At 36.9% G+C, this 15,190-nt stretch carries 11 protein-coding genes; 3 read left to right on the top strand and 8 right to left on the bottom strand.

Annotated features, from left to right (window positions below; translation table 11 throughout):
- Positions 1-199: 199 nt before the first annotated feature.
- The 5 genes from DYI03_RS03865 to holA all read right to left on the bottom strand — a co-directional run bounded on the left by DYI03_RS03865 (position 200) and on the right by holA (position 5,694).
- Complete coding sequence (locus DYI03_RS03865) at positions 200-874, bottom strand: hypothetical protein (protein WP_021670341.1); 675 nt, start codon at positions 872-874, stop codon at positions 200-202.
- Between the two features lie 259 nt (positions 875-1,133).
- Positions 1,134-2,042, bottom strand: coding sequence for a dihydroorotate dehydrogenase (locus DYI03_RS03860; protein WP_004356327.1), 909 nt, complete (start codon positions 2,040-2,042; stop codon positions 1,134-1,136).
- A gap of 69 nt (positions 2,043-2,111) precedes the next feature.
- A complete protein-coding gene (locus DYI03_RS03855) occupies positions 2,112-2,885 on the bottom strand; it encodes a dihydroorotate dehydrogenase electron transfer subunit (RefSeq protein WP_021670339.1) in 774 nt (257 codons plus the stop codon).
- Between the two features lie 455 nt (positions 2,886-3,340).
- Positions 3,341-3,802 (bottom strand): helix-turn-helix domain-containing protein, encoded by a 462-nt coding sequence (locus tag DYI03_RS03850; RefSeq protein ID WP_021670337.1) that lies wholly within the window; start codon positions 3,800-3,802, stop codon positions 3,341-3,343.
- 866 nt (positions 3,803-4,668) lie between these two features.
- On the bottom strand, positions 4,669-5,694 hold the full coding sequence (gene holA, locus DYI03_RS03845; protein ID WP_021670336.1) for a DNA polymerase III subunit delta: 1,026 nt from the start codon (positions 5,692-5,694) through the stop codon (positions 4,669-4,671).
- A 333-nt stretch (positions 5,695-6,027) separates the two neighbouring features.
- On the opposite strand from holA, the gene DYI03_RS03840 reads away from it, so the two are divergent.
- Positions 6,028-6,483: a type I restriction enzyme HsdR N-terminal domain-containing protein gene (locus DYI03_RS03840; protein ID WP_021670334.1), complete on the top strand. Its 456-nt coding sequence runs from the start codon at positions 6,028-6,030 to the stop codon at positions 6,481-6,483.
- A 280-nt stretch (positions 6,484-6,763) separates the two neighbouring features.
- On the opposite strand, the gene DYI03_RS03835 is transcribed toward DYI03_RS03840, so the two are convergent.
- A complete protein-coding gene (locus DYI03_RS03835) occupies positions 6,764-7,801 on the bottom strand; it encodes a porin (protein WP_021670333.1) in 1,038 nt (345 codons plus the stop codon).
- A 314-nt stretch (positions 7,802-8,115) separates the two neighbouring features.
- Here DYI03_RS03835 and DYI03_RS03830 point away from each other — a divergent pair, with 314 nt between their 5' ends.
- Positions 8,116-10,095 carry a hypothetical protein gene (locus tag DYI03_RS03830; protein ID WP_021670332.1) on the top strand — a complete coding sequence of 660 codons (1,980 nt, stop codon included), beginning with the start codon at positions 8,116-8,118 and terminating at the stop codon, positions 10,093-10,095.
- Between the two features lie 104 nt (positions 10,096-10,199).
- On the opposite strand, the gene DYI03_RS03825 is transcribed toward DYI03_RS03830, so the two are convergent.
- A complete protein-coding gene (locus DYI03_RS03825) occupies positions 10,200-11,018 on the bottom strand; it encodes a zinc ribbon domain-containing protein (RefSeq protein ID WP_004356312.1) in 819 nt (272 codons plus the stop codon).
- A gap of 51 nt (positions 11,019-11,069) precedes the next feature.
- Complete coding sequence (locus DYI03_RS03820; protein ID WP_021670331.1) at positions 11,070-11,879, bottom strand: Nif3-like dinuclear metal center hexameric protein; 810 nt, start codon at positions 11,877-11,879, stop codon at positions 11,070-11,072.
- 260 nt (positions 11,880-12,139) lie between these two features.
- Between DYI03_RS03820 and DYI03_RS03815 the strand changes: the two genes are divergently transcribed.
- Complete coding sequence (locus DYI03_RS03815) at positions 12,140-14,989, top strand: T9SS type A sorting domain-containing protein (protein ID WP_021670330.1); 2,850 nt, start codon at positions 12,140-12,142, stop codon at positions 14,987-14,989.
- Positions 14,990-15,190: the final 201 nt, after the last annotated feature.

Below are 15,190 nucleotides of genomic sequence, written 5' to 3'. Positions count from 1 at the left end.
AATTCACTTATCTTAGTGCTACTAAACATATAAAAGAATCAACCAACTGACATGACAAAGGTAGCAATAAAATCTGACAAAATAACCTCTTTTGGTGGGATTTTTCACGTAATGGATGTTTTTTTCAAACTCGCAGAGTCAACCAGCAAGTGCAAAATTATAAAACGTATTTGAAGAATTCACACTTTGGAGTAGAAAATTATGTTTCTAATATTCCCTCGATTATTCTATATCCTGTAATATTATATTTCTCAAATTCTTTTATTATTTCGGATGAAAAAAATACACCTGTTGTAGTTTTAATAATATCATACTGGATTCGTGCTTTAAGAAATAATCTTTGTGGCTTTGCAGTAATCCTATCATAATTTGCAGTTTCATAGTCCTCAATACCTTGGAATTTAACTTGAATCCCATTCTTGTAATCGAAAAAAGTGCTTTTGTTGAAATCGTAAGCATTTTTAGGAAGCATGGGGAAACCCACTAAATAATAGTTCTGAGTGAAGGTGTCAATTTTTGCTGGTATTTTATTGTGTGTTGGCAATCTATACTTTGAAATTATATCATAAACTTTTTGAGTCACCAAAAACTGCAATCCATGTTCGTATGGGCCAAAAGCCATAAAATCTAACTGTTTGATAGATTTTGTTTTAGGGAAGTAAGTAATTGTAAAGCGATTTTTTGTGTCAAATAGCCGAAAATCGGATAATAAAACTCTGTTTTTTTCTTTGTAGTTGGCTATAAAAAAATCATCAAACGCTTTTTCCTGTTCTTTGTTAGAGAATGAACCTTTATTCTTCACCACGGCTACATCACCATCTCTTTTTCCTGTAATTTTAGGAGTATAATCTGTATCTATATTACAATACTTCATTTCTTTCTTTTATTTACAAATGGCACTTATCAAATGAAGACCTTCCTTAAAGTAGTCATTTAAGGTCAATCCTGATTTTTTCGCATTTGATATATGCTGTAACATTTTTGCTTGCAATCTTCGAATTTCATTCAAGTTTAGATTATGCAAGGTCTTTCGGTCGCATAATCCTCTATGCTCCCTCATTCACTGCCTATTTTTTCTCAATAAAAACCTCAAAATACAGCAAAGATAATTTTTAGAACCCACATTAAAGCAATCAATCTACACAACCGATAATTTCAGTTACGGAGTTGCAACCATGGGCATCTAACCAATCGGAAATGCCATCGCGCACTTTCATGGTTACTTGTGGGTCTACAAAATTGGCGGTTCCTATCTGAATAGCAGTAGCACCTGCCATTAAAAACTCAATAGCATCGGCTGCGGTAGAGATACCACCAAGACCGATAACAGGGATTTTCACTGCGTGGGCTACGTCGTAAACCATGCGAACCGCTACGGGCTTAACGGCAGGACCACTCAATCCGCCTGTACGAATGCTAAGACGATGGGCGCGTTTCTCTATATCTATCGACATGCCCATAAGGGTATTGATGAGCGAAACAGCGTCTGCGCCTTCGGCTTCACAGGTGCGTGCAATGCTGGCAATATCGGTTACATTGGGCGAAAGTTTCACTATCAGCGTTTTGTTGTAACGCTTTCTAACTTCACGAACGACTGAGGCTGCGCCAGAACAGGTTACACCAAACGACATGCCACCTTCTTTCACGTTCGGACACGATATGTTTAACTCTATCGCTGGCACATGTTCAAGACCATTTAAACGTTCGGCTGCTTCGGCGTAAGTATCTGGCGAATTGCCACTTACATTGACGATAATATTGGTATCTATCTTGCTGACTTCGGGGTAGATGTGTTCTACGAAATAATCAACACCCTTGTTTTGCAAACCAACACAGTTTAACATTCCCTTTGGCGTTTCTACCATACGAGGATAATCGTTGCCTTGACGTGGATTTAAGGTGGTTCCCTTCACAATAATACCACCAATTTGGTTTAAAGGCACAAAATCTTGAAATTCTAAACCATAACCAAAAGTTCCACTGGCGGTCATTACGGGGTTTTTAAGTTTAAGGTTGCTTATCTTAACATTTAAGTCTGCCATTGCCGTTTCTTCTTTTTCTTTCCTTATTATATATAATAATGTGGTGGGAATAGACACTCGGAGCGAGCTTTACCACAACAATTTCTTTATATCAAACACTGGACCTTCGGTACAAGCGCATAGATTGCCCTCTGTGGTCTTCTCTACGCAGCACAAACATGCACCGAGTCCGCAAGCCATAAGATTTTCTAAAGAGGCTTCGCAAGGCACATCAGCAGCACGAGCATACTTAGCCACAGCAATCATCATGGGCTTTGGACCGCAGGTTGAAATTTGATTAAACTCGCATTTCTGAAGTATGGAATGGTTGGTAACGTAACCTTTTTCGCCTAATGAGCCGTCTTCGGTGGTTACAAACACTTCACCATATTGCTTAAACGTGTCCAACTCTAACAAATCTGTGGCAGTACGACCACCCAAAAGGAAGGTTACTTCGTTGCCGCGTGCTTTGCACTGTTCGCCAAAATAGAGCAAAGGAGCCACACCAACACCGCCTCCGATAAGCAAAACCTTATCAGTTGAGGATTGAGGATAGCTGAAACCATTGCCCAAAGGTAACACACAATTGAGCGTATCGCCCACCTTAACGGCACCAATATGGCGAGTTCCATCGCCAATCGTAGCAACAAGCAACCATAATTCGTTGCGCAATTTATCAACAAAATTAATGGAAATAGGGCGTCGAAGATAAGTTTCAGACGTATTATCAACCCTAACTTCGACAAATTGACCTGGGTTCATATCGGGCAATGGAGCCTCTTGTGTGAGTTTTAAAAGCACATTTTTAGCATTTAAACGCTCAACAGCAACAACCTTTAGGTCGAGAACAAATTTCTTTTTCATGATGATATAATAGAAAATCTAGGTGCAAAGGTACACAAAATTTTCGCTTCTACATAATAGCATATCACTTTTTAAAAATTAAAAAAATAGTAATCTCAATCGGTTTGGGTGAGGGTTGTAGAGGAAAGTTATCAGCGCAAAAATAGAGAGAAACGTTCTCATGAACACATACTATATAATAGGGAAAACAAAAAGATAAAGTTGCTTTCGCAAAATCTATTACTGCATATTTAAAACATTTACTTTTGCATATATATAATATTCTAAATTAAAATTAGGAATGCGTTATCAGAGGGTAGAAAGCAATTTTAAAGCCAATTCAAACTATTCCAAAATTAGAAGGAAAGAAAAAAGTCGCCAACCAGAAACAATACCTGTTGGCGACTTTTGGAGTTTATCTGAAAAATTATCAGAACGATTTGAGAAAATGAAATGTTAAAATTAAATTTCTAAAACTACTTTTTTGGAACAAATGTTTCCCAAGTTTGGTCATCAAAAAAGATACGAATTTCGGTAATATTGCGTTGTGGTTTGTCAATATATTTCACACTTGTTTGAACAATATTCCTTTCCTTATTTACAGGTTGCACCATCTTTTGAGGTTCGTCATCTACAAAGGGGAGGGTGGCAGCAGGAATATCGTTGAAAAGATTTACAGACTCTGGAATTACATTTCCTTGGCTTTCTTTTTGTGATGTAGAAGCAGTGTCAGGGAACATTGGTTCCTTTCCATACATCAACCAATCAAGACTGATAGTCGGATATTTTCCTTTTATAGCCTCAACCGTATTTAATGTAGGTTTGGTTCGTCCTGTAAAGATGCTGCTAAGAGATGCTGATGAAATTCCAATATAATCTGCAAAGTCTTGTTGGGTCATATGCTGACTCTCCATTAAGCGTTTTATTCTATCTTTCATACCAATGTTTACCGTTTAAAAGGATTTTTCTTATTTCTCAATGACTTTACAAAGGTAAAACAAAAGATTTATATACACAAATAAATCGAACCTATTTTTGTTTTCAAAAATAAACATTTACAAATCAATAAATATGAATCTAAAATCATAAAAGGTGTGCAATTCGGATTTACATCAACAAATGTAGAAACCTAAAGAAAAATAACTTAAAGCCTTAAATAGGCTATTTTAGGCAATAATCTGGCTATTAATAAAGTATTATACAATTTAAAATCAAATTTTAAAGGATATGCGTTTATTTTGGAGAAATATGTCCTCTTTTTGTCGCAGTTAGGTTATCGAGTTGTTATATAATACTGATTTTTAGTAATTTACACTATATTTGAGTAGGTTGTATATTTAAACATATTAAGTTCTAAATTGTTTGATTTTGATTTACAAATACAAATATAAATACAAACGTGCATTATTTAAGTCTTTAAATATGCTCTACAAAAGGTAAATTACTTTATTTTAATTTACAAAACAAAAGGTGTATTTTAATAAACTAAATACTAATAAACGCAAAAAGTAAATCTTTAGTTTGAAAAAACGGCAAAAATAAGCGTATTTTTCATATTTCGAAGCGATGTAAAGATGTGAAATAAATAATCGCTGTATAAGCGTTTTAAAACTGTGTAAAGAACATATTATTAACTACTTACGTTAAAAAAGCACATAAAATAAGTTTTTCCTTTTAGATGAAAAAATGTAGAAAAAGGGGCATTTTAAGGCATTTTTGGCGGTAAAAATAGGCTTTTCAAGTATAGAAATAGGGCTTTTTAATCGAAAATTACGATTAAAAAGCCCTATTTTAGTTCTCCTTGTTAGTGCAAAATGAAGAAGATTAATTCTTTCATCAAATCGCCTGCTTCTGTACTTGGGTTATTTAAGCCTTTACTTTTGGCATCAATCTCACGAATTTTTGAAATGATGTTCATTGTTTTTTGGGCAGTGTAATTTCTCATTCCTATATAGTAATCTTTTGCTCCCCATGTGTTCTTCAAATCTAAAACTTGCGCTATTCCATTTTCTGTTTTATTGTTGGGAGAATAAAAGACGACCATTAAATTTTGGAAGTAAGAGAAGAGCAAAGGCAAGAAAGAATAGAGTGAGCCCGCCTTTGGATTCTTATCAAAATAATTAACAATCTGATTGGCTTTAAAAATGTTTCTATGAACAATAGAATCTCTTAATTCGAAAGTGTTAAAATATTTGCTAACTCCAATTTCTTTTTCTACAATTTCTGGAGTAATCTTTTTGTTATTTTCTGGCAACGATAATGCCACCTTATCAAGTTCAGATGTGAGTCGGTTCAAATCTGCTCCAACATGGTCGGCTATCATTTGTGCTGCTTTGGGGTCGATTGCTATTTTTTTTGTAACCAAATATTTTTGCATAAAACCTGCAAGTTGGTATTCTTTAATTTTTCTACTTTCGAACACTACCCCATTAGCTTGTGCCAAGCCAACCACTTTCTTGCGTGCGTCAATTTTTCCATTTTTGTGGCACCAAACCAAAACTGTTGTTTTGGCTGGATTTTTCAAATATTTTTCTAACGCATCTAAAGAATGAATATTTTGCGCTTCCTTAACAATGACCACCTGTCGTTCTGCCATCATTGGAAAACGTTTCGCCATGTCTGTTACCTGAACGGCTGAAACATCTGCCCCAAAACAAACATTCAAATTGAAATCTTGTTCTTCGGGTGTCAGTACATTCTCTGCAATGTAATCTGAAATTTTGTCTATATAATACGATTCCTCGCCCATTAATAAATAAATGGGTGAAAAATTTCGTGCTTTTAAGTCGGACATTATCGTCTCAAAGGTAGTTCCTTGTTTTGTTGACATAGCTTTTATTATCGTTCCACAGCCTTTTACAATCCCATTTTTCAGAAAATAGACGTCAGCTCTCGGAAAAATTATCTATATTTGTAGTGAATTTGTGCGCAAAAAGTTTTTTTCAACGATTTCGTTAAGCCACACGCAGCATACAAATGAGTGAAACGAAATTTGTATATGCTCGTGGCGAGAAATCGCACTTTGAAAAAGAACATCTTTCCGCCCTATTCTATCGTATGCAAAGTTACGAGATAAATAAGAGAAAACAAAATTCTATCTGCTTTTTAAACGAGCCGAAGGAAAGTTAGAAGCGAGCTGAAGAAATAGGAAACAAACAAAATTATGGTGCAACTCAATCTTCCACCTTATAATATAAAGGTAAAAAACGAAGACGGTCGTCGCAAAATCTTCGATATTTTGCGACGCAAATATTTTGTCATTACACCCGAAGAATGGGTTCGTCAGCACTTCATTCATTTTTTAATCGACCACAAAGGCTATCCCGTTAGTCTTCTTGCCAACGAAGTTGCGCTTTCCGTAGGCGACAAAGTGATACGTGCCGACAGCGTTTTGTACGACAAAAACCTTTCGCCACGCATGATAATCGAATATAAAGCACCACATATTAAGCTCACACAAAAGGTTTTTGACCAAATTTCAGCTTACAATCTCCTACTCCATGTTGATTATCTCATCGTTTCGAATGGCATAGAAACGTACATTTGCAAAATGGATTATGCTCAACAAACTTATGTTTTCTTGGAAACGGTACCTGATTATAAGAGTTTAGACCTCTAACAATGGTAAAATAACTTAATTTTTAAAGCAAAAATCTTATAACTTTGCTACTGCGAATGACATTATTTTGCACAGTAGTTTTCTCATTGGGACACTACATTTTCCCCACAAGAAAACTCCAGTATCCCTTTGAGGAAACAGTCTGGAATAGCGCTATTGAGCAACAAAAAGATAAAAGGCATGACCAACTATAGCCTATATAACTATCCTACCAAAACAAAAGGGCTAACACACTTTGCGAGAAGTGTCAGCCCTAATTTATCTAAAAACAGCTTTTCAACTAAAAACGTGTCATTATTTCGATTACAAACTTATCGTGTTCTGACGTTTTGGGTATTCCGCTATTCGCATAAAAGTACTTTTCATAATTCAAACGAATATCCGATACAAAAGGTTTATCAATGCTTAGCGTAACTCCGCCTGTCAAACGAGAACGTTGATAATCAGTTATTTTTAACTTTCCCGCTTCATTTTGTTCATTTCCAACATAGCGAATACCGTCACTATGGTCGCTCATATAGTCATAACGCAACAATGGCGAAACTTTCGTAAAGAATTTATTACGCAACGGAATATCATAATTAACAAAAGCATCTAAAGCATGTACTCCATCAAAAGCATTGTCAGCATAATGCTTGTAAAGATACTCCACCTCTGCATGCCAACCATGCGCATGATAATAGACACCTGCATCATACATCATCACCGAAATTTGGTCGGGCTTTATCTTCTGCGCACTCAATGTAAGGTTAAATCCGCGTGGGAAAAAGAACTGTGCTTTGGTCGAATAATTGATATTATTTGTCCAGAAATCCTTCTGGTTGGTTAGTCCTGAACCGTTAAAAATGCCTGCTTCCAACCTTATCGGAAATCCGCAATTCAACGTATAGCCCAAAGTTGCACCCACATCTCTCACATTTCCCACCTGCTTTGCAATAAACGAACGATTGGCAAAATATTGTAGATGTGGTGAACGGTGGGCATCAATTGTAAATGGTACACGCATCTGTCCAAGTGTAAAATTCAAATTGGTAATGGGTGTGAACTGCGTATAAGCATCAAGCATTTTAATTTTTCCTTCATCAGATAAGTCTATTTCTGCCTTATAATTCACCCAACTTGCAACTTTCCCACTTAAACTTATTCGGGCGGTTCTCACTTCAAATCTACCTTCTTTATCTTCTGATTGGTATTCATATTTTCCACGAATCGTACCGTGAACTTTCGGAGTTAAGTCTACCGCCTCCTTCTCTTGCCCATTTGCCACCATACTGCCCAATAGCAATAAGGTTGCAAAAATGTACTTTTGTTTATGCATTTCTTATTTCTTAAATTTTGTGCAAAATTACATTACAGACATTACAAACCCGTAACAAATATATTAAAAATAAATTTCATGTAAGATATTTTTAGAAGAAAATTTACAATAAACAGAACACCATAAGTAGCGCATAGAAAGATAGATTATAGAAAAAAACTATTTATTATTTGCATTTACAAAAGCAATTCGCTACTTTTGCAGAAAATAGTAACATTAAACTCTATTATTCTAAACCAAAACAACAAATAAATAATTGACTAATACTTAGAGAAATAAAAAGAAATCTATTAAACTCATAAACTTATAAAGCAATGAAAAAATTATTTACAACTATCTTTGCTACTATGGCAATGTTTGGAACGTTGCCCATTGTAGCTCAATCTACAGACGTAGAATTTAACATGTATGGTCATGCTGTGAACAAATACGAAATGAACGGCATATTCAGTTTCACAACTAACACAAGCACAGAGGTAAAATCTGTAAAAGAACTCGTGGCAACTCCCAATTATGGAGCCGTAAAAGTAAAAGACCGATACTACGTTTTTAACATGGATAATTCCAGCGGCTATGGTTCCGACTACAAAATGTATATTTACAATGCAACAGACTATCAGCTTGTTACACGCAACACTTTAACTGCTGATGTGGTTACTGAAGCCTCTCCAATTGCTTACGATGCTAAAACAGATAAGGTTTATAGCATTTTTAAAGACAACGAATATCTTGCCAAACTTTGTCTGTTAGACCTTAGCAAACGTTCAAAAACAGAAATTTGTACATTTTCAATGAAGAATTTCTTGGTAATGGCTTTCAACGAAGAAGGAAATTTGTTTGGTATTACTGATAAAGGAGAACTCTACAAATTGAGCACAACTGGTGAATACCCACAGTTAATTGGAAATACAAAACTTTCTTCAACAGTCCTACAAGGAGCAACATTTGTTCCTAGCGACAATGTTAATATGTATTGGGCCGCTACTTTGTCTAACGGTGAAAACGGTTTGTACAAGGTTGATGTTACAAAAGGTACTGCCACAAAGGTGAAAGCGTTTGCTGAAAATTACGAATTTGCTTATATTTGGGCAGGCGATAAGATTATTAAGGCTGGCGCTCCAGGCAAATCAACCGACCTTAGCCTCAACTTTGCAAATGGTTCACTCACAGGTAAAGTCAATTTTAAAGCTCCTTCTGTAACCCATGCAGGCAGCGCTTTATCTGGCGCACTCACTTATACCATTTATGTTGATGGTGTAAAAAGCACGAACGGCAGCACAACAGCAGGTGCAAATGTAGAAGCGCAAGTTACCACAACACAAGGAATACACGACTTTACAGTGGTTGTCAGTAACATAGAGGGTGATGGCGATAAGGCAGAACTCCTCAAACAATACATTGGTAAGGACACTCCAAAGGCTGTAAGCAATGTTAAATTAGTACGTGCAGACAATAATACCGACTTTGTTCTTACTTGGGATAACTCTACTGAAGGTGTTCATGGAGGCTACGTAAACCCTGCTGAAGTGAAGTATAAGGTTGTTCAAATGCCTGCTGCCACAGAGATTACAAAGACTGCAACATCGCCTTATACTTTCACAGTGAACCAAGATAAACCTGAAAAATGCTTCTTCGACGTTACTCCTTATGTAGACGATAACACGGTTGGTATGCCAATGTCATCAAACAAAATCATGGTTGGCAAGCCTTTTACTGTTCCTTATACTGAAGAATTTAATTCAAACGACAATTTCTTACTCTATACTACCGAGCATATCGGTGATGGTAATGCTTATTGGGATTGGGATTACGAGTACAAATGGATTAAAATTTACAGCAGTACAGCAGCTAAAAACGACTGGATTTTCACTCCTTTCATCGCTACGGAAAAGGATATGGAATACAAACTTACGTTCGATGTGAAGACCATTGGTAAGGAAAAATTTGAAGTTAAGTATGGCTATGCGCCAGCTTCTGCCTCTATGACTGAGCAATTGATAGCTGACACAGAGGTCAATAATGATAACTTTGTGAATAAGGAATGCAAGTTTGTTACAAAGAAAAATGGTATCATTTACATTGGCTTCCATGCGAATACTACAAATTACGAAGATGCGATGAATTTGTACATTGACAACATCAGATTAGAGGCCATTGGTTCAACCAATATTGACGGTATAAAGACCACTATCACAACAAACGATGCCCCACTCTATAACCTTGCTGGACAGAAAGTTGGCAAAAACTATAAAGGCATTGTTATTCAGAATGGCAAAAAGTTCATGAATCGATAAATTTTCCGATTGATTAATTGATATGATAAACCCCATTGGTTGCTGCGAAAGCTTTACCAATGGGGTTTTTTACTTTATCTTTTCGAATATAAAAAGGTGCTTTTTTATTCAGCGTCTTCCTTCTTTTTACGAGTTGCGCGCTTCTTCTTTGGCTTTTCTTCGGCTGTTTGAAGTTTTACACCAGCTACTTCTGGATCGATAAGGATACGTCCGCAATATTCACAGACAATGATTTTCTTGTGCATCTTAATATCCAATTGACGCTGAGGTGGAATTTTGTTGAAACAACCACCGCACGCATCACGCTGAACGTACACAATTCCTAAGCCGTTACGAGCACCTTTGCGAATACGCTTAAAGCTGCGGAGCAAACCAGTTTCTATCTTTGTTTCAATTTCAACTGCTCTTTCCTTCAAATCATCTTCCTCATCGCGTGTTTCTTGCATGATTTCTTCAAGTTCTGCACGCTTTTCTTCCAAGGCTTTATGACGGTCGTCAAGAATAGCTTCGTTATTTGCAAGGTCGTCTTGGCACGCTTTAATCTTTGCTTGTGCCTCGTCCATCTTCTTCTTACAAAGCTCTACTTCTAATGTTTGGAACTCTATTTCCTTGGTCAACATGTCATATTCACGATTGTTAGCCACTTGTTCCAACTGTTGATTGTAACGTTCCAAACTTGCTTTTGCCTGTTCTATGTCGCCCTTGCGCTGAACAATAGCGTGTTGGAAATCGTCTATTTCGTAGCGAATTTTATCGATACGAGTGTTCAAGCCTTCGATTTCGTCCTCTAAGTCGCGAACTTCGAGTGGCAATTCACCACGCAACGCACGCTTTTCGTCAATTGCAGAAAGTGTTGCTTGCAACTGATAGAGATGCTTCAACTTCTCTTCTACTGATAAATCTTTAGGGTCTTTCTTTGCCATTGTTGTCTATTTTTTATTCTGTTATTTTTCGTTCTTTCCCAAAAATCCACCTTATATATATATAATAGGATTCGTATTAATGTCCGTCGTGTAGCATTTCACGCTCGGGCATGCCCGTTCTATGATTTCACGGAACACCTCTGTGGTGAACTGCTCACTTTGATAATGCCCTATCGAGCAGATTTGAATTTCTTGTTCGTGTCCAAAAAAGTCGTGATAGTGCATCTCGCCCGTTACAAAAGCGTCAGCCTTCTCGCCTATCGCCTTATTCAAAAGGAAGGCACCAGCACCACCGCAGAGCGCAACCGTCTGGATTGGACGACGCAAAAGCTCGTTCGTTTGCACACATTCTACTTCAAATTCACGCTTCATCATAATGATAAAATCGTCAGCAGCCATAGGTTCTGCAAACGTTCCGATAACACCTTCACCTCCTAAAACTTCGCCTCCAGCAATCGAAATAGTCTGTTTATTGCCAAAGAAACGTACATTTTTCAAGCCAAACTTCTCGGCTATTTTGTAATTTACGCCCCCCATGGCAGCATCTAAATTGGTATGCATCGCCACAATGGCTATATCGTTCTTAATCGCCTTAACCACTGTGCGTTCCACATAGGTAGCATCTGAAATATGAGATAATTTGCGAAATATCAAAGGGTGGTGTGCCACGATAAGATTACAGCCGAGTTTTATCGCCTCGTCTACAATCTTTTCGGTTACGTCAAGACACAACAAAGCCCCTGATACTTCCGCCCCTGTCAATCCAACTTGCAAGCCAGCATTATCGTAGCTTTCCTGCAAGGGCAGAGGCGCAAACTTCTCAAGGGCATCAATTACTTCCTTAATTTTCACGCTACGCATAAATTTTGTTTGCAAAGATACGAAATAAAACTTAAACTACAATCTATCAAACCCTAATTCTTTAAAAAAGGACTTATTTTTCATAGAATTGAACTTGTTTCTGTACCGTTACCCAATGATAAAAACATTTTTCAAAAAGTTTACTTTTCTTTCTCATTATTAGCTAAATACCAATTTTTAGGTATTGTGCGTTTTTAGGTAAAGTTCTACTTTTGTAGCGTTAATTTAACGCTGTAGTATTCACTAAAAAACAGACAAAAATGAAAATTTTTAAAGTAATGATTGCAATCTGTGTGTTGCTTTTAGGTTGTGTGTTACAGACACATGCAGCCGACAAAATGTTATTTAAGATTACTTCTGCTAAGGGCAAAGGCAAAATGATTTATCCAAGTATGACCATAGCCAGTGGGAAGAAGTGCAGAATCAAAGTTGATGAGGGCGATGGAAAAATCGTTGATTTCAAGCTAAGTAGCTATTCTTCAGTTGAATTGAAAGGCGAAACCGTAACTTTTTATTGCGACCACCCAGAATATATAACATTTATCAATGCAAGCTTCTCTAAAGCTACTGCATTAGATTTTAGTGGTGCTGTTGGTTGTAAGGAAATAAATATGTTTGTAAACGAGCTTCCAGCCAAGTCTATGGCAGCTTGTATGGCATCGCTTCCAAAGACCACTGACGGAAAAATAACAGTAAAAAATTTCAGTAACACAAACGATAAAAGCGTTATTTATAAGTCGCATGTGGCTACTGCTAAGGAAAAAGGCTGGACTGTTTATGCTTTTTCGGATGTTGTAGAGAAAAAAACACCATACGAAGGCGAGGCTGACCCTGTAGCACCTCCTGTTGTTCAGAAAGAAAAGATGTTATTCAAGATTACTTCTGCTAAGGGTAAAGATAAAATGATTTATCCAAGTATGACCATAGCTGATGGAAAAAATTGTAAAATTAAGGTTGATGAGGGCGATGGAAAAATCGTTGATTTCAAGCCAAGTAAATATTCATCAGTTGAATTGAAAGGCGAAACCGTAACTTTTTATTGCGACCACCCAGAGTATATAACGTTTATCAATACAAGTTTCTCTAAAGCTACGGCATTAGACCTTAGTGGTGCTGTTGGTTGCAAGGAGATAAATATATTTGTAAACGAGCTTTCAGCTAAGGCTATGGCAGCTTGTATGGCATCGCTTCCTAATACTACGAGTGGTGTAATAACTGCAAAATGTTTTACCAACACCAATGATAAAAACGTTATTTACAAGTCGCATGTGGCTACTGCTAAGGAAAAAGGCTGGACTGTTTATGCTTTTTCGGGTTCAGTTGGAAATAAACAACCATACGAAGGCGAAAATGAGGGCGGAACTGTAACCGAAGAACCAAATGTAACGATGAAATCATCTGGCGATGCTATAGTGTTGAAGGTAAAAGGTACAGGTAAAATGGAATGGACTACGCAAGGTGGCGAGAAACAGGAACTCATTGCGGGGATTAATTTCCTGAATGGTGTGAAGAACAAACAAGTATTGCTCACAGGAGATTTTACTGAAATGGTATGTTTTCAGAGCGACCTTACCGAATTGGAAATTAAGAAAGCACCTAATCTTGTTTACCTAAACTGCTGTGCCAATCGTCTTAATGAAAATGCAATGAAGAAGCTTGTAGCAAGTCTTCCTGACAATAACAATATAGAAAAGCGATTGGTAGCAATTGACACGAAGAACGAATACGAAGGAAACTATCTTTCCGACAATTTGGTTGCCGATGCGATTAAGAAAAATTGGAAAGTATTGGATTGGAATGGAGGTGAACCTACTCCTTATAAAGCACCTGTCCCAGCTATTATGATTAGCACCTTAAAGCAGAAAGGCGACATGGTGCAAATGGCATTCAAGGGCAAAGGAAAGCTGATGCTTGATATGGGCGATGGAAACCTTGTAAAGGTGGACAACAAAGATAATATCTACGAACTCAAGGGAACCTATATTCATGTTTATGGAGAAGTGGAAATTGCTGACCTTAGCAATGTTGCTGCAACGGCAATAGATGCAACAAATGCAGCGGTATTAAAGGAATTGGATTGCTCGTTGAACCGACTTGATGATGCGGCTTTCACACGTTTTGTAGCAAGTCTTGTAACTTGTCCGAAATCTGCAAAAGGAAAAATTATTGCAATTGATAGTGATAATGCAGCTGAACGCAATGTTGTAAGCAAAACCAATGTGGCATTGCTTTTGAAAAAGAATTGGCAAGTATTTGCTAATACCACTAATGGTTTGAAGGAATATGCAGGTATAGCCTTAACACCTAAAGAGCCATTGGCAGTAAAGATGCAAACCACACTCGAAAAAGGTAAAGAAATAAAAATATTTGCTGAAGGAACAACTGATTTATGGGCAGATATGGGCGATGAGGTACTTGTACACCTTAGCAAAACTGGGCACAATACACTTACTGTAAAGGATAAAGAAATAAAAATATACGGCAATCTTACATGGTTCGCTGTTCAAGAAGCAAGCTTAACCAATTTTGAACTTGTTAAAGCACCAAATCTTTTAAGTCTTTTTGTGAACAAAAACAATCTTGAAATGCTTGATGTTTCAGCAGCAACAAAGTTGGAGTTTTTAAATTGTGCTGATAATAATATTAAGGGGAAGGCTATGGACGCACTCGTAGAGTCGCTTACCGATGCTACAGGCTATAAGCGTAAAGCACAACTCTATATTATAGATAGTACCACCAAGGGCGAAAAAGATAATATTGCCACCCAAGAGCAATGCAAGAAAGCTACCGATAAGGGTTGGGAAGTAAGAGACTTCAATGGTGGACAAGACAATAAACCTATCTATGAAGGTGAAGATCCAAACGGAATAAGCAGTTTAAGTGCTACCAAGGCTCGAATTTATACCAACCCAAATAGTAAGCAAATATTTGTAGAATATCCTGTCGCTAAACTCCGTACCATTGATGTTTATTCTATTGACGGACGAAAGATGGAAACACGCATACATACTGATAATATCAATAATACAACCATTGATTGCACCCAATTACAAAAAGGATTGTATATTGTTGGTGTAGGTGAATATTCACAAAAGGTAATGATAAAATAAAAAATATTGGCATGCAATAGCCCCCACTTACCTACAAAAAATAAAAATGGAAAAGGAGTTTCGTTTCTGATAGCGAAACTCCTTTTTGTAACTATTCAGCAATGATAACTTTTGCTGTGAAAGGTTAGCAGGTAGGGGTTATCTATGATTTTCCCTACAAAAAAAATAAAACAGCCGCTTTTGGAGTTCAAAAGAGGCTGT

Source organism: Prevotella disiens (assembly GCF_900454955.1).
In the GTDB taxonomy this organism is placed as follows: domain Bacteria; phylum Bacteroidota; class Bacteroidia; order Bacteroidales; family Bacteroidaceae; genus Prevotella; species Prevotella disiens.
This window is presented reverse-complemented; position numbering and strand designations above follow the sequence as displayed.

What these genes read in the sequence shown, in the direction of transcription:
- holA (WP_021670336.1), bottom strand. Translation starts at nt 5,694, where the DNA reads ATGTCAACAAAACAAGGAACTACCTTTGAGACGATAATGTCCGACTTA.
- DYI03_RS03820 (WP_021670331.1), bottom strand. Translation starts at nt 11,879, where the DNA reads ATGCGTAGCGTGAAAATTAAGGAAGTAATTGATGCCCTTGAGAAGTTT.
- DYI03_RS03860 (WP_004356327.1), bottom strand. Translation starts at nt 2,042, where the DNA reads ATGGCAGACTTAAATGTTAAGATAAGCAACCTTAAACTTAAAAACCCC.
- DYI03_RS03855 (WP_021670339.1), bottom strand. Translation starts at nt 2,885, where the DNA reads ATGAAAAAGAAATTTGTTCTCGACCTAAAGGTTGTTGCTGTTGAGCGT.
- DYI03_RS03850 (WP_021670337.1), bottom strand. Translation starts at nt 3,802, where the DNA reads ATGAAAGATAGAATAAAACGCTTAATGGAGAGTCAGCATATGACCCAA.
- DYI03_RS03830 (WP_021670332.1), top strand. Translation starts at nt 8,116, where the DNA reads ATGAAAAAATTATTTACAACTATCTTTGCTACTATGGCAATGTTTGGA.
- DYI03_RS03840 (WP_021670334.1), top strand. Translation starts at nt 6,028, where the DNA reads ATGGTGCAACTCAATCTTCCACCTTATAATATAAAGGTAAAAAACGAA.
- DYI03_RS03815 (WP_021670330.1), top strand. Translation starts at nt 12,140, where the DNA reads ATGAAAATTTTTAAAGTAATGATTGCAATCTGTGTGTTGCTTTTAGGT.
- DYI03_RS03835 (WP_021670333.1), bottom strand. Translation starts at nt 7,801, where the DNA reads ATGCATAAACAAAAGTACATTTTTGCAACCTTATTGCTATTGGGCAGT.
- DYI03_RS03825 (WP_004356312.1), bottom strand. Translation starts at nt 11,018, where the DNA reads ATGGCAAAGAAAGACCCTAAAGATTTATCAGTAGAAGAGAAGTTGAAG.
- DYI03_RS03865 (WP_021670341.1), bottom strand. Translation starts at nt 874, where the DNA reads ATGAAGTATTGTAATATAGATACAGATTATACTCCTAAAATTACAGGA.